A 14,484-nucleotide genomic window follows, 5' to 3' on the forward strand; every position below is an offset into this window, starting at 1 on the left:
CAGCCATGACGCGGCCAAACACGCCCACCTTGAAAAAGCTGATGAACTTTTCTTGTTGTGAAATCTCGGCGCGTACCTTTGCCGCAGACTTCGGCCTCCAGGTCGTGCAAAGGACGCTATCGCAGTCCAGCGTCATCAAACCCGCAAACTGGCATGGCCGCGAGACCTCCGGCGTGTTCATCAGGGAGAACATCTGGACGTAGCGCTTCCCTACCCGCAGGTGGTCGCCCTCGATGGCGACGGGGCTTTGTACGATCTGGCGATCCAGTCCCGCATCGGTCTTGAGCTTGGCGTGGTCGGCCCACGGCTCAAGATTGAAGAGGTAGGCGAATAATGGAAAAGCTTCGGCCTTGTCCAGTACGCGAAGGCCGATCACGGATGCCAACTGCGTTTCAAGGATGCTGGCAGTCTTGCGCAGCATCGCAAGACGACGAGTGTTGTCGGCCTCGGCATCCTTGGGCTTGCGGTTCAGAGGGTTCGTTTCCGATGGCTCAAAAGTGATGCACCAGAAGAGATCGATGCGCCGGAATCCTGCGTTGGCGTTTAGATACTCAAGCCGGTCATTCACAAACGAGTCGAGAACAGGATCGCCGTAGGTTTCTTTGCGCGGGATCTCATAACCGGAGAGCACACGGCTGTACTGGTAGAGGCAAGCGCCTTCAGGCAGGCCACGCAACGCGCCTTCAATGGCGCGGGTGCGGACTTCGAGTTCCTGGTCGGTAAGGCTTTCTTCGTCGATGCCCGTTAGGGAGGCGAGAATGCCATAGCCACCATTCTTCAAGGCGAAGATCGTTGGGGAGACCCAACGGGATAGCGGGATGATGCTCGACGCCGCGCCAGCTTTCGCGTACCACGGCAACAAACGGGACTGCTCAGAACTTGCGCGGGTCATAGTAGCTCTTCTGCTGGAGGCTGTGCCCCCAAAGCTGGAACATCTTGGGGTGTTTGCGGACAACGAGCCATGCCGCTGTGACTAAAAGCGGAAAGCTCGCCAGGGCCAACATGCGAAAGCCGACGAGGAACACCGTGATCGACACAAAGACGATCACCATCCACGTTCCGAGTTCCAAGCCAAGCTTGGTTCTGGACCGGTTTAATGCTCCGTTGATGGGTTGCGGTGTTCCTCGCTTGCGCATGACTAGCAACTCCTACTGCGTGACCGACTGGCCGGTGAGAGAAGAAATCCAACCGGCGCCCCAGCCGAGCACACCGGCACCAAAGAGAGCACCGAAGAGGGCCGGAATAGCTTCCTGGAAGCGGCCGCCCATCATGCGAATGCCCGCGAAAATGAGGCTGCCGAGACAGATCACGGCTCCTGCGTATTCAGCGAATGTTTTGAAGGTGTTCATCACGTTGGTCGCTCCGCTCATGTCGATACTTCCGCCCTGAGCGTGAGCGATGTTGGAAATCGTCAGAGCAATGAAGAGAGGGGCTGCGGTGCGTGCGGCAAGTGCGGCCTGTTGCTTTACCTGCTGGCGGGTGACGGTGAGGCTGCGAAGACGGGCGAAGCGAGAGTGAAGGGCGTTGTTCACGAAATTCTCCTGCGAGGGTTGAAGTGAATGGTTTGCTCTGTCTGGAGAGCCTTCAAGGCGTTGGGTACTTCTCCTCCTTTCAATTAGGTTTTGCGGCCACAAGCGGAACGCCACGCGGGCCAATCCGCCGCCGTGTACACGTTGTTGTGTTACCGCAAACTTGTGTACATCTCGAACCGTTTATAGACCAACCGCCCACCACTGTCAACACAATGTAGATACTCACATTTCTGTGTACAAGACACGAAGAAGTGTCACCACATTTGTGTGTGTGCGTTTGCGGTTGCTAAGATTCGTCAGGAGTCGCTAGGCTGTAAGGGCTTCAGGGGCTTCTGCACTTCTCAACGCGAGGTCCAGGTTCATCGATTCCATGCTCCGGTACGACTACAAAGAGTTTTCAGCGGCATTCGGTAAGAAGGTCAAAGAACTGCGCAAGGCGCGCGGGCTGACTTTGCGCGCAATGATCGTTGAACATGGTTTTCATTTGACCCAGTTCCAGCGAATAGAAAAGGGCGAGGGTGTGTCAGTGCCGACACTTTTGCGCATAGCCGAGGTGTTCCAAATGCCCCTTGAAAAACTCGTCGCAGGCCTTGGTTTAGTTGAAGATTCTGACTCACGTCCGAAGATTTCAAAGGGTGCAAAGAAGTAGCTCCTTCGACCGCAACAGTGTCGGAGTAGTAAAGTTGCATCTATCCTCTTAGCGGGTTGAGAGGGCCTTTTTTTGACACCGTTCGTCGTGTTTATTTTCTGAGTAAACGAACAATGACTGAACCCATGAACCGGATGACCCTACATCTCGTGAATGCCGATGGGAGCGCGGTTAGCGCAGAGATTGAGAACGCTGTTAAACGAGCCTTCGTCTGGGTGATCCGAGATTACCCACATGTTGATTCCGCTCTGGTTGCGAACTGGGCTGAAGACGTGGCTGCCGCGATGCAGTGCCGTGCAGACGAAATATCCTCCCCTATCCGTTATGCGCAGGCCGCCCTTAAAGGGAAAGTGCATGATTGGCTTCGAAGTGCGACAGCAAGAGAAGAGGTTGTGGGTATTGGCTTTGACCTGGAGAGGTTGGCTGGCACGAGCGGGTCATTTGAAAAATCGGTCGAACGCCACATACTGTTCCAGCAACTAAAAGAAGTATTGAATGAGCGGGATCGGATGATTCTGTATCTTCTCCTCGAAGACAAAACGAGCCCCAAAGATGTTGCGGCTGTACTGAACACTTCCTACCCTGCTGCGGCGCAAGCCATAAAGAGGGTCAAAGACCGAATTGCGAACACGTTGCGTGGCCCCCGGAAGAACGATGGAGAGGGCCGCCTCCCATCGCAATTTTGCGAGACGAAAGGGTAAGCCTTGAACCCGGATCTGATGAAGGATTTCCTTCTTGAGACTTTCCCGAACCCAGACAGAAAAGGCTGTCCGGATGAAAAGACGATCCAGGCAATCGCTGAAGATCGTGCGCCGCTGACCGAAGCGGTCGGTATGCATATCGGTTCTTGCTCTGAGTGCTATGCGGAGTACAGGAACTTCCGGAAGGACTGGGAGGAAAGCGTTGATGAGACACCGGCTCCGCTGAAGCCGGTAGAGATTCCACGAATCACGGTGGCTCCTCAGCGAGCACATTCGCGTCTCGTCGCTATGGGAATCGCCGCCTCCCTGCTTGTAATCTGCTCGGGCGGCTACGTTCTTTACAGGGGCTCTAATCAAACAGAACAGGTAGCAATGACTGCTCATTCCAGTGATTCGCAGCCGGTATCCGCTCGTGTCGATCTTTTCGAGAGCGGAACATTGCGCGGCGGCGACGAAGAATCGCTCACGCCTTTGAACCAAGTCACCCTGCCGGCTTCTGTCGTTCATCTCTCTGTCGTACTTCCGCGATTCAGTGACAAAGGCACCTACAGGCTGAACGTTTCGACGGATAAACAGGGGAAAAACGTAATTGCCAGTGGAACAGGCGAAGCGGTGCAGAGTGATGGTGAAAAGATCACTCTGCCGGTGACGCTTGATCTGCGAGACGCCAAAGCAGGAGCGTATTTCTTGGCTACTGTGCGTGGAACTGACAACGGAACGTATTACTACCCGCTTCAAATTAGGTGACGATGACGAAGACGAACACCCTGCTCCCCGAAGTAAAGCGCGATGTTCTCAAGAATGTCCTGAAGACTCTGGAAAACAAGTTCTACAAGCCTGAATTGCTTGGCGCTACGTGGCAGGATGCCGTCTCAACTCATCGTGGGTCGATTGAAGATGCCCCGACGACTGATGCCTTCGAGTCGGAGGTCTCAAATCTACTTCAAACACTCAAAACCTCTCATCTGGGCTTTTTTCACGGGGACGCGCGTAGAGCGTCTAGCCGCGCTGCTCTAAGCGCGACGTACCTGTTAACGGACACCGGCACGCACGGGCAACGGTGGGTCTTCCAGGATGTCCATGAAGGCGGCGCTGCTGCCACCGCTCGGATCAAACCGGGAGACATACTTCTGGCCGTGGACGGTCGTGACATCGCCCCACCTGAACACCCGGTCTTTCCGATGGGTAAGACATCGGAACTGGTTGTTGTTGGAAGTGACAGTGCAAAGCGAACGGTGAGCGTGACAGTGGCCAGACCAAAGGGTAAGAAGCTCCAATATGTTGAGCCGACCCTCGTTATAGCGAAGACACCAGCCCTAAACATTGGCTATCTGAAGGTCGCCATGTTTCCAGGCATGGTCGGAGTTGACATCGCAAATGCCATGTCGGCGGCGATCAGAGATTTAGGGGCTATCAAGGGCTTGATAGTTGATCTACGCGGAAATACTGGCGGGGGAGCTGGCTCGCTCAGGCTCATGAGCCTTCTGACAGATGGCAAGATTCCGGTGGGCTTCGCCGCTGACAAGAAGTGGGCCGAAAAAGATCTTTCCGGCTTGAAAGGATCATTTCCCCGCTTCGACAGCATCCCCGAGAAATCGCAATTCCTATGGCTTCTCGCTCTACGCTTCCTGCCTACTCTCATCACCAAGTCACCTGTCGTTCTTGAAACGGAAGGCCTTGGTGCTAAGCCGTATCACGGAAGGGTGGTTCTCCTAGTGAATCGCCACACTGCCAGTGCTGCTGAGATGGTCACGATATTCGCCAAGGAAAACCACTTGGCGACTATCGTTGGAGAACCAACCGCGGGCCGTCTGCTGTCTGCCACATCGGCGAAGGTAGGCCACGGCTTCCGTTTGGCTCTCCCAACCGGGGCGTACTACACATGGAACGGGACCGCTCTGGAGGGAAGTCCGATCGAACCTGACTACCTTGAAGAGTTTGCCTGGGAAGAACGCCGTGACGGGGTGGATGCGCAGCTTGCTAAGGCAATTGAACTTCTAAACGTCTAGAAGTCTAGATGTTTCCATGCGCATCACCAACCACCTGAAAGCTTGCCCAGAAGTATGGGGGCAGGCCGCTATCGAGCAATTCCAGTTGAGCTGACCGGAGCGCATCGACCTTTGGCGCTCCGGTTGCGAGCTTGCCGTAGAAGGCCGCCATCAGATGTTCCGTCGTGTGATCCTCAAGCTCCCATAGTGTTGAAACCACCGAGTCTGCCCCAGCTTCTATGAATGCGTTGACTAGGTTTGCCACTCCTACCTCGCCAACAGGGCCGACGCCGGTGTCACAGGCCGACAGAGTCACCAGCTTCACGTTGAGTTTCAGATCCCGGATCTCCCGGACTTGGAGTAATCCGTCATTCGTATGGTCAGGCTCCGGCGCAAAGGCCAGTGCTGAACGGTCCGGATAGTCCAAGTCTGCGTACCCATGAAGAGCTAGATGAACCACGTCAGTGCTTGTTGACGAAATTTCCTTGAACTTCGTCTCCGTTGCTGCGGACCCGAGAAGGATCGTCCCTGGCTGAGGAAGCTCTTGGCCGATGGTTTCGACTTCTTTTTGACTGTCGGGTAGAGGAACCAACTCGCTGCGAGTAGGCCCTAAGAAAGCTCTGACAACGGGATTTCTTTGCGAGCTCTGTTGAGTCCAGGCGGCAACACCCAGATAGGGCATATTCGTCGCTTCCCTGCCCTTCACTCTTTGTTCAAGCTGCTCATAAACGGTGCTCGATGGTGCAACGGCGACTGTGTGCGTCTTGAGTACATATGTACCGCTTTCGTCAACCAAGGCCGAGAACGGTAGGAGATGCAATGAGCCATCCGGTATGACAACGAGATCGGTCTTAATGCTGTACTCCGGAATCGGCTTGAGCAGCTCGTTGAAGAGTTGCTGCCCCAGGGTGCGATCATCCTTGCGCCCGCGAATCTCCTTTCGATACCGAACTGCATCGGCTTCTATGACACTCTTTGCTGGCAACAGATACGGTGTGGCTGTGTTGCTAGTGATGACCAGCGCGTGTGAGGCAGGCTCTGCAAGCACGTATTCGATCACTACTGCCGATGGTTGCAGTGTTCTCTGGAGAGCAGTGAGCGTGACTGGGTGAGTCATGGCCTCCTGTGCGATTGCGCTCGGACTGATTGCAAGCTCTGCGCTCCGAATGGAGTTCAGAATTGCTTCTCTTTTGCCAGGGTCGTCTGTTGCAATGAGCGAGATGTTGAGCGCTGTGAGCTTCTTCTCTTCCGGTGTTGGAATATGAGGGGGCTGTGAAGCGTGATGCTCAAGAGCTTCTGCCTCAACCCGGCCGCGAATGTGCTCCACCACTTGTAGGGCTTCGTTGTAGCGATGCCTATTGGAAAGAAAAGTGAAGAACCCCGAGTAAACATCGCTCATTTCACTCAGCAGGTATCGCTGTGTATTCGTGGTGTCGGCGTGCGTGAGCATAATGTCGACCGACGCGATCGCTTCTCGGTAGAGGCTTTCGGCTTCGGTCGCCTTGCCCATCTTTTCTGTGATCTCTGCTTTGATCACGAGATTTCGCGGAACCAAGTACAACTCATCCGGGATATGAGTGTTTGCTTCGATGGCGCTGTTGATCGCAGCGAGCGCTTCGGTCAAGTCATCGGTACGTTCAAGCGCCTGGGCGAGCTTTCCGCCAGCATCCGTGATGTCGCGATAGTTGCTCGTTGCGATCCCTATCGATATGGCCCGTTTGTAATCGGCAATTGCAGCTTTCCAGTTTCCCGTTTCTCCAAAGATTGAACCTCGCGAGATGAGCACCTGGGCCTTGTGTTCTTCGTAAGGGGTGTTCTCGATTCTTTCGAGAGAGGCGTTAGCCAAAGAAAGGGCATCGTGATAGTTCTTTAGCCCTGATAGAGCGTCGATCTTGGCGTAAATTGCGATTGTCGGATACGCAAGCGCTGGGTTTGAGTTTGCCAACTTGATCGCTTGGTCCAGAAAAGTCAAAGCTTCCTTGTAGTCATGCACCTGGACCAAGCCAGCCCCAAAAACGCTCGCGTATCTCACCGTGGCTGCAGTGTCTCGCTCTACTTTGGAGAGTCCCCAAGCTCTGACAACTTGCTTCTTGGCTGTGGTCGTGTCGCCGAGCAAGAAGGCGGCAATTCCCTGCTCCCCGACCGCTCGCGTAGCAAGCTGTACCTGGCCCGTTTTTAGAGCGAGTTTCTGCACCTCTTGCCAAGTTGAACGCGCCGAGCCAGCGTCATAGTTGGTCTCCAACATCCCGCGAATTGTCAGAATGCGAAGATGAGTTTCGGGATTTTGAGCTTCAGGCCTTGCCAGGTCATCGGTAAGCTGCAAAATCTTGCCTTCTACGCTCCCGGTTTCATCTGCAGGAATCTGGCTGACGCGGGCATAGAGTGCAAGATCGAGCCTGTGTTCTCTCTGGAATGCTTCCTCGGCCTTTTTGTAAACAGGTTTTGCATCGGCCCAGCGATTTCCCCAGGCCAGAGTGTCAGCTCGGTCCAGCAGACCGGAGGCGGACTCCGGCGGCGCGGAACTGTGGTGTGGGGTGACGATGTATGCGTAGCCGCCTGCAAGTACGGCAATAACAACGCCGGAAACAACAAGTAGGTTTCTGGCCCAGGATCTCAGCATGTTCTTGATGTTATGTTCCTGTTCACACTTTTGTGGGTATGAGAAATGTTGCAGCTCTTAGGACGCGCTGGCCCCCTCGGAGGATGCAGGAGGTCATTTTGAGGTCATCAGTCGCTCTGCGAGCCGCTCAGGGCTCATTGCGTGCCACTCTGAGGCGAGGTTGTAATAGGCTCGGGGCCTTCAGCGATTGATCAGAAGGCCGTTTTTGATGTGTGGTTCTCGGCTCTGGAGCTTTTGCTTTGCGTTTTGAGAACAGATCAAAATGAGATTTATGAAAACCCGGCGCCAGCCGGGGGATTAAGTTTTGATTTAAGAAGCTATTAAAAAGCTATTAGCGCATTTCCACAGAGTCTATAAACCATTTAGAATCAACTCTCTAAGAGAATAATTCTCGTAGCGCGGTCGGGCCAAATGCTCCGCTCGTCGGGTCAAATGCTCGGGGTCGTCGGGCAGGATGCTCGCCTCGGTCGGGCCAAATGCGCCACGTCCACAACTGTGGAAAACTTTCGGTCGGGCCAAATGCTCGTCGAACTCCCTAGGGAATCCTCGAAAAACCCTATAAATACGGGTGTTTCGTAGAATCGTGGTCGGGCCAAATGCTCGCATCTGCGCTCCAAAGTGCTCGTTTGCAGACCTCTGGTTCTGATCTGGTCGGGCCAAATGCTCTTACCGGCGCTTATCGCTGGTAAGCAGTCGGGTGAAATGCTCCGGAGTTCGAACAAATTCCCTCGGTCGGGCCAAATGCTCGGGTTCTGGCGCAATGACTTGGTCGGGGCAAATGCTCGCGAATGCCTTGCAACAGGCTTAAAGCCAGTTTTTCTGTAGATCTTGGGGTGTTCGGTCGGGCCAAATGCTCGCTGAAACGGGAGCACACGCCTCCTGGTCGGGCCAAATGCTCGCCTTAAGTCGGGCCAAATGCTCTCGCGGTCGGGCAGAATGCTCACGACTGGCCACGATGAAAATGCCGGAAACTGGGCAAAATCACCTATTTCGGGTCGGGCGGAATGCTCGATTAGCGCTTCCGCGACCTTGAATCAAACAGCGACCCCAGAACGTCCTTAGCCGAACTCATCTCCGGCTTGCGTTCCGTCACGTTTGTTGTTGCACGCACTGGGAGAATCGTGCGCTCCTTGTCCCGTTTCTTCATGTCCTCGATCGCCTTGCGGCGAGTGTCCACGCGAGAGAGATGTCGCGCCTGGGCGTCTGTTGGCGGTCTCGTTATTTTGACGAGGTCATCCTCGATCTCAAAGGTCCACCCGATAGCGTCCTGGATAGTGGTCAGAGCGTTACGCAGTTCAACCCGAAAGTGCTTCAGCAACTTCGTGGGGCTGCCGGTCTTGTCCTTCAGAAAGGACACGGTAACGGGATATGGGCGGGCGTGGGTAGTGAAATAGCTATGGAGCCATTGCGCCAGCGGCTTCCCTTTCAACCTCATGCGCTCATCCCACTCGATCACCGACCAGCTCGCGGGCGCAAAGAGCTGTTTTATCTGGGGTGACAGCGAGATCCGATAGAGCTTGCTGTCGAGTTCGCGCGTGTAAGAGTCGATTAGGCTGCCGGTGAAGACGTAGCGATGGCCGTTGATGTTCCAAGAGACATCGACCGTTCCTCTCTTGAGCCGACGGAGCGAGTTGTCCAGGTCGTCATAGTTGAGGTTGTTACGGCTCCTGCCGATGCTGTTTAGAAAGTCGGCTCCGCTAAACATTGCCTCGTTACCCAAGGGGTGACGACGAGAACGGTGCAACACTTCGAAGAAAACATCAGCGTCGTACTGGTTGAGCTGAGTGCCTGCGTACTTGATGCTCTGGCCGTCTTGGGCTGCGATCACAACGCCCTCGGGCTCAGTATCCGGGCTCCGTTGTTCGCCCAATGTTTTGCGCTTTGAACTTTGAATCCCGGCGAAAAAGGCTGAGCGCAACAACACATTTGGGCCGCCACGGACGGCGTCGGGCCAAATGGGAAGTTGCGAAGGTACCTTCTTAACGATCATCTATGTCATCCCTTCTAAACCCTTAGCGCGTTGAAAGTCAGGATTTTTGACACCCATGGCGCTAATTTTTTTAGAGCCTCAGACATGTAAACGTCTGAACGGCTAGATGTTTAGTTCTCTTTGAGCCAGTTGTTCATCAATTCCTCAACCAATTCGGACATATCGCGCTCGTCGTCGTTGATCTTTAAACGGTGTTCGCAGTTCGCGAGGGTCTTTTTACGGAGGTAAAGAGTTGTGGTCCGAAAGTCAGGATCTTTGCTCTTGGCAAGCTTGCCAGCACTCTTCGATGGCGCTTCGATACCACGCTCGGCTACCGGTTCAGAAAGGGGTTTCCGACGGGGTGCGAGAATCGCGTCGAATTGGCTACCGGACGTTTTAGTGGCGGTTGGCATATTTCAAGGCTTCCTTTCCAGTTGTGAGGTAGGCTTCCCACGCGCGTTTGGCGCGTGGATCATCGACTTGCGAAACGAGCAATCCACCTGCGGCGGCACGCTCGAATGCTTTCAGCCTGGGAATGCCGACGGAGAAAACGGGAACGTTTGCGCGCTCTAGCGCGGCCCGAAGGTTGTTGCCTTCGGGCTCCGGCGGCGGCGGCATCTTCGTGATGAGGACACGGTAGTTCTCTGCTCCGAGTGTCTGAAGTGCAGAGATAGTCAGCCGTAGACCGTCACTGTCCATTGTGGCCGGGACTGCGGGGATGATAAGCAGGTCGCATCCTTCAGCCAAAGCCTTGAGGTCCGCATCGCTTGGACGCTGGCCTGTGTCGATCACACTATGTTCGAACTGCTTGGCTAGTTTCATAGCCGAGCGCACATCAGCAACTCGATACGGAAGTCCTGGGCCACGTTCTGACCATTCCGTCGCGTTGCGGGTAGCGTCTCCATCAAGTAGAAGCGTCGGCGCGAGTGTTTGGAGGTAGGCGGCAATATGAATTGCCGTCGTGGTCTTGCCTACTCCCCCCTTGAAGCTGGCGATGGCTACATGCATGACGTTTCGTTCCCTCATCAGAAGTGTAAATAGGAAAAGCTCTAAACACCTAGAACTCTGAATGTCTAAAAGCTCAGATGTACCCCAAGAGATACGAGATTTGGGGCAAATAAGGCGATTTCAAGCTGAACGCTTAGAAGCCTAGACGTTTAGGCTGCTAGAAGCATTCGATCAGTCGATGGGAAGCCCGTCTCGTCGGTCTCCCCCTCGCTTCCCTGCTCAACCGCAGCACCTTCACCTTTGATCAAGTCCACCGCGCGTTGCGCAGAGGCCGCTGCCTGAACAATCAGCCTGTTGTCCTGTTTCAGAGCGCTGATCCAGTGCTGGATGTACGCGGTGGTGTTTTCTTCGGAATGTTCCGTGGCGATTCCAGCGATAGCACTGAGAAAGGCTGCACCTGTCTCTGCAATCAGCTCCTCTTTGCTGTAAAGCTCATCGCCAAAATTCACTCCGAAAGCCCTAGCGAGGCGACTCTCGTGGCCGGTGCTATGAATCAATTCGTGAAAGAGGGTCTTGTAGTAGTGGGCCGTATCGATGAAACGAAAACGAGCGGGCAGATGAACGGAATCAGTGCTTGGGCGATAGTAAGCTCGGCTTTCTGATTCAATCTCTGTCCGAATGTTGGGCCGTCCGGCCCAATTGTTCACGATAGCCTCGCAGGCGCTGTCCGTCTCAACCATGTTCGGCAGAGGCTCTTCAATGGTCGGCACGTCGAGGCCGTCGCATTGTTCTACGTTGAAGACGTTGTAATAGGTGAGCATGAAGGGGGGGCGCTTGGTTTCGGTCTCATCCTCGCCCTGCTGATCCGCTTTGGAGCGCTGTGCAAGTTGCTTGTAAAAAACGATCCGCTCGCTGCGCTCACCCTTGCGAACTGAACCGCCCAACTCCTGGGCCTGTTTGAAAGTGAGCCAGAACGGAGAGCTAAACCCCGTGCCCCAAAGGAGCATAATATTCACGCCTCGGTATGGCTTGCCGGTGCAGAAGTTTCGCGGAAAGACACCGCCTGCATAACGAGGGGTCTTCCAAGGCTTCTCCCATGGGACGACGCCTTTTTCGAGACTTGCGATAATCCGGTCTGTGACGATCTGGTAGATGTTGAGTTTGTCTCCGTTAGGCTTGCTCATTGGGTCTCTCCTGACTCTGGTTGATAGGTTGAGGTCGTCGGTGTTCCCGCACCGGGCTTCTAGATATTTAGACGTTTAGATGTCTAAAAGGTTGCGCGTTTAGAGTGTTATTTTTCTAGATGTTTAGCAGGTTGAGTTTGGGCGTCGTGACGAACGGCATGAAACTTCATGCCGGAATGATGAGAGAAAGGCACTCGGGGCGGCAAAGTGCAATGGGGAGGGGAATCACCCATCCTCAGATTTCTCAGGACGAAGCGAAGCGTAGGTCTGCACAAGCGCAGCGCGGAAGACTGCGGGAAACCCCTTGCGCTGCGCCAGGGCGCAGCCCTCAGGGAATTGAATGTTTAGAGCCTTGAAGCTCTAGCCATTTGAGCATCTAGAACTTCAGTCGCGGTCTTGAGCCTCAAAGCCTTCGGCATTCAAGCTACATAAAACGATGGACGCGTAAACTTCTGCATCTTTGAACATTCAGAGCCTTAGAGTGTTAGATGGCTAGAGTCTTAGCTGTTGAGATGGCTAGAGTTCTGATCTTCGGGACTGATCGCGGGGACGAGCTTGGGTGAGTCGTGGCCGCGACCACGGAGAGGAACGACGTAGAAACTCCTTCAGAGCATCGTCCAACTTCTGACGTGCCTGGAGTAGGTCATAAAGATTCCAGCTAGTAGAGCAGCCGCCTTTGATTCCGCTGCGGCCGTCCTTCTCAGGGTTGTAGCGTGGATGCCGGTCGCACTTTGCTGTGACACGTTCGCGAAGCTGAACTTTGTGCGTGAATTTGAGCATGGTACTGGTCTCCGTCGCGCGGTGGGGCCGAGTAAACCCCGGCCCTCATCCGGCTATGCCTTGCGATTCGTCGTTGTTTTCAAAGACTTTCGTGGAGTGGTCTTCTTGCCTTCGCGAGTAGGGCGAGCGGTTTTAGGAAACAACTTCTCGGCTTCCAACAGATAGTCAGGCTCCCCGGGACGGGGAAGTCCCAGCCAGCTTCCAAGGGCCAGTTCAGCCAGAAAACCGAATAAGCTGGAGGAAGGGCACGAAGAAACTGCATCGGCGCATACATCATCACTACCTTTATCTCCGTCTGGTGAGCCGTCTTCGAATCGCAAGGCAATTCGTTCCATAGCGTCATCAAGATCACCGCGCACAAGAGCCGTGAGGATGAGCCGCGTTTGAGCTTCAGAACCTACAGAAGGGAACCGAAGGATGAGCGACCTGAATCGTTTTTCCCTTTGCTCCTTTTGCTTTTGTAGCTTTTCGCGTTCAAGCTGGGCCTGTTGCATCCGCTCTTCGAAGTCCGAATCCTCCTCGCTATCGCCTGTGTCGGCGCGGCGGCGCGGATGATGAACCGAACAATTCTTGTCTGTGCAGACGGTGTATTGCTGTCCGAGGCCTGAACCATAGGTGACGATTGCAACTGCTGCATTTGGGCAGGTATGCGGTGGAACGTCACCCTCCTCAGCCTCTTCGCCAGCGATAACGGTGTACTCGAAAGGGGCAAGTTCCCCAGTCGGGCGGTCTTTCTCGGGTCGCCATCCGGTGCTGATCTGCACTAATGCTGCATTTTGTGACTTCGCTCGCTCAATATGGGCCGCGATCTTGGAACGGAAACAGATGGCGTTCGTGCAGTTGTCATCCTTTACGTCCGCGAAGAGGGCGGTGTTGAAACCGGTCCTGCTTGGGCAGGTTAGGCAGCATCCTGCTTCGGGGAGCAGGTCAGCGTCGTCGGCAGGGAAGGGAGCTGACGATAGGCCGAGAAACAGGTTCTCCTGAATCCATGCCGAAAGGTGTTTTGCCGGGAGCAAGTGGCGTTCGTCATCACGGTAGTCTTTGCGGAACGCATTAGGGAAGGCTTCGGATTGTTGGTCAGAGGACAGGCGGGCGAGAAGGTTCGCATGGCTAGCCGTAATCTCGTCCTGCTGAAATGCCTCGGCAATCTCGGGAATGAGTGATAGCAACGTGAGCCGCGCATAGATATGGCTCTGGCTCTTGCTGCACTTCGACGCGAGAGCGGCTACATCGTATCCGGGCACCTCTAGGAGCCGCTTATACCCGCTGGCCTCTTCGTAGGGATGAACGTCTTCACGCTGGCTGTTCTCGATGATCTGAACTTCAAGGGTCTGGGCGTCGCTCAGGTCGATGATTCTGGCCGGGACATCAGCCAGGTCTGCGATCTGCGCTGCACGATAACGCCTAGCACCGGCGACGATTTCGAAGCGTTCTGCTTTCGGGCGAACGGTGATGGGCTGAATGAGGCCGTGGGTGCGGATGCTTCCTGCAAGCTCCTGCAGCTTGGCCGGATCGAACGTGCGGCGAGGATTTGTGGCTGATTCGAAGAGGCTAGCAATCGGAAGGGTCTGGTAGTCTGTCTGTGAAATCGTCGCGGTGTTCATTCCTTGTCTCTCCTGACTTGGGTTTGTGCAGCGTGGCGGTTAGGGGCAGTGTTCCCGCACTGCCCCACCTGAAAGCCCTCGTTATTCGGTATCCTTCGCGGTGACCAGCTCAATCGCAGAAGCAAGAATCTCGGCGCTGTACATGGTCACCTTCTCGCCACCAACTTCCTTCTCATAGTTGTTGTTCCTCAGCTTTCCTTCGACGAAAATCCGGTCGCCCTTCTTGAGCTTCTTTGCGTAAGAGCGAAGGTTTCCAAAGACCACAATGGTGTGCCAGTCGGTACGGGTCTGCCAGTTCTTTTCGTCGTCTGTCCACTTCTCAGAGGTCGCGATGCTGAAGGTGACTGGAGCGTTCTCGCTTGCCTGCTTCGGATCGGCTCCGAGGTGTCCAATCTGAAGGGTCTTGTTGAGGTCGTTAATCATGGTTTTTCTCCTGACTTGTTTTGTACTTCTAGATGTTTAGACGTTTAGATGTCTAGAAAGTTGCGCGTTTAGAGTAGTTATTTTTG

At 54.6% G+C, this 14,484-nt stretch carries 13 protein-coding genes and 1 pseudogene; 4 read left to right on the top strand and 10 right to left on the bottom strand.

What is annotated here, in order from left to right:
* From BLW03_RS19690 to BLW03_RS19700, 3 genes and pseudogenes are all read right to left on the bottom strand, one after another.
* Positions 1-892 (bottom strand): annotated as a pseudogene (locus tag BLW03_RS19690) (VirB4 family type IV secretion system protein); the annotation flags it as partial.
* The gene (locus tag BLW03_RS19695; protein WP_074656180.1) at positions 873-1,136 is read right to left on the bottom strand and encodes a VirB3 family type IV secretion system protein; all 264 of its coding nucleotides are present in this window, start codon (positions 1,134-1,136) and stop codon (positions 873-875) included. The pseudogene BLW03_RS19690 and the gene BLW03_RS19695, both read right to left, overlap by 20 nt.
* A 12-nt stretch (positions 1,137-1,148) precedes the next feature.
* Complete coding sequence (locus BLW03_RS19700; protein ID WP_074656181.1) at positions 1,149-1,532, bottom strand: TrbC/VirB2 family protein; 384 nt, start codon at positions 1,530-1,532, stop codon at positions 1,149-1,151.
* Positions 1,533-1,902: 370 nt separating this feature from the next.
* Here BLW03_RS19700 and BLW03_RS19705 point away from each other — a divergent pair, with 370 nt between their 5' ends.
* From BLW03_RS19705 to BLW03_RS19720, 4 genes are all read left to right on the top strand, one after another.
* Complete coding sequence (locus tag BLW03_RS19705) at positions 1,903-2,181, top strand: helix-turn-helix domain-containing protein (RefSeq protein ID WP_074656182.1); 279 nt, start codon at positions 1,903-1,905, stop codon at positions 2,179-2,181.
* A gap of 125 nt (positions 2,182-2,306) precedes the next feature.
* On the top strand, positions 2,307-2,882 hold the full coding sequence (locus BLW03_RS19710) for a sigma-70 family RNA polymerase sigma factor (protein WP_212733256.1): 576 nt from the start codon (positions 2,307-2,309) through the stop codon (positions 2,880-2,882).
* 3 nt (positions 2,883-2,885) lie between these two features.
* A complete protein-coding gene (locus BLW03_RS19715; RefSeq protein ID WP_074656184.1) occupies positions 2,886-3,629 on the top strand; it encodes a hypothetical protein in 744 nt (247 codons plus the stop codon).
* Between the two features lie 2 nt (positions 3,630-3,631).
* Complete coding sequence (locus tag BLW03_RS19720) at positions 3,632-4,891, top strand: S41 family peptidase (protein ID WP_074656185.1); 1,260 nt, start codon at positions 3,632-3,634, stop codon at positions 4,889-4,891.
* A gap of 4 nt (positions 4,892-4,895) precedes the next feature.
* On the opposite strand, the gene BLW03_RS19725 is transcribed toward BLW03_RS19720, so the two are convergent.
* The 7 genes from BLW03_RS19725 to BLW03_RS19760 all read right to left on the bottom strand — a co-directional run bounded on the left by BLW03_RS19725 (position 4,896) and on the right by BLW03_RS19760 (position 14,398).
* Entirely contained in the window at positions 4,896-7,490 is a 2,595-nt protein-coding gene (locus BLW03_RS19725) for a CHAT domain-containing protein (RefSeq protein WP_074656186.1), read from the bottom strand.
* Between the two features lie 1,012 nt (positions 7,491-8,502).
* Positions 8,503-9,480, bottom strand: coding sequence for a plasmid replication initiator TrfA (gene trfA / locus BLW03_RS19730; RefSeq protein ID WP_074656187.1), 978 nt, complete (start codon positions 9,478-9,480; stop codon positions 8,503-8,505).
* Positions 9,481-9,590: 110 nt separating this feature from the next.
* Positions 9,591-9,872 (bottom strand): hypothetical protein, encoded by a 282-nt coding sequence (locus BLW03_RS19735; protein ID WP_074656188.1) that lies wholly within the window; start codon positions 9,870-9,872, stop codon positions 9,591-9,593.
* Entirely contained in the window at positions 9,856-10,485 is a 630-nt protein-coding gene (locus BLW03_RS19740) for a ParA family protein (RefSeq protein ID WP_244502221.1), read from the bottom strand. Before BLW03_RS19740 ends, BLW03_RS19735 begins: the two co-directional genes overlap by 17 nt.
* Before the next feature lie 131 nt (positions 10,486-10,616).
* Entirely contained in the window at positions 10,617-11,591 is a 975-nt protein-coding gene (locus tag BLW03_RS19745; protein WP_074656190.1) for an ArdC family protein, read from the bottom strand.
* Positions 11,592-12,424: 833 nt separating this feature from the next.
* Positions 12,425-13,975 carry a ParB/RepB/Spo0J family partition protein gene (locus BLW03_RS19755; protein WP_074656192.1) on the bottom strand — a complete coding sequence of 517 codons (1,551 nt, stop codon included), beginning with the start codon at positions 13,973-13,975 and terminating at the stop codon, positions 12,425-12,427.
* Positions 13,976-14,056: 81 nt separating this feature from the next.
* Entirely contained in the window at positions 14,057-14,398 is a 342-nt protein-coding gene (locus BLW03_RS19760; protein WP_074656193.1) for a single-stranded DNA-binding protein, read from the bottom strand.
* Between the last annotated feature and the right edge of the window lie 86 nt (positions 14,399-14,484).

This window comes from Terriglobus roseus (genome assembly GCF_900105625.1).
GTDB classification, from domain to species: domain Bacteria; phylum Acidobacteriota; class Terriglobia; order Terriglobales; family Acidobacteriaceae; genus Terriglobus; species Terriglobus roseus_B.

Coding starts and splice junctions, on each gene's coding strand:
- BLW03_RS19695 (WP_074656180.1), bottom strand. CDS start 1,136: ATGCGCAAGCGAGGAACACCGCAACCCATCAACGGAGCATTAAACCGG.
- BLW03_RS19705 (WP_074656182.1), top strand. CDS start 1,903: ATGCTCCGGTACGACTACAAAGAGTTTTCAGCGGCATTCGGTAAGAAG.
- BLW03_RS19710 (WP_212733256.1), top strand. CDS start 2,307: ATGAACCGGATGACCCTACATCTCGTGAATGCCGATGGGAGCGCGGTT.
- BLW03_RS19720 (WP_074656185.1), top strand. CDS start 3,632: ATGACGAAGACGAACACCCTGCTCCCCGAAGTAAAGCGCGATGTTCTC.
- BLW03_RS19725 (WP_074656186.1), bottom strand. CDS start 7,490: ATGCTGAGATCCTGGGCCAGAAACCTACTTGTTGTTTCCGGCGTTGTT.
- trfA (WP_074656187.1), bottom strand. CDS start 9,480: ATGATCGTTAAGAAGGTACCTTCGCAACTTCCCATTTGGCCCGACGCC.
- BLW03_RS19735 (WP_074656188.1), bottom strand. CDS start 9,872: ATGCCAACCGCCACTAAAACGTCCGGTAGCCAATTCGACGCGATTCTC.
- BLW03_RS19740 (WP_244502221.1), bottom strand. CDS start 10,485: ATGAGGGAACGAAACGTCATGCATGTAGCCATCGCCAGCTTCAAGGGG.
- BLW03_RS19745 (WP_074656190.1), bottom strand. CDS start 11,591: ATGAGCAAGCCTAACGGAGACAAACTCAACATCTACCAGATCGTCACA.
- BLW03_RS19755 (WP_074656192.1), bottom strand. CDS start 13,975: ATGAACACCGCGACGATTTCACAGACAGACTACCAGACCCTTCCGATT.
- BLW03_RS19760 (WP_074656193.1), bottom strand. CDS start 14,398: ATGATTAACGACCTCAACAAGACCCTTCAGATTGGACACCTCGGAGCC.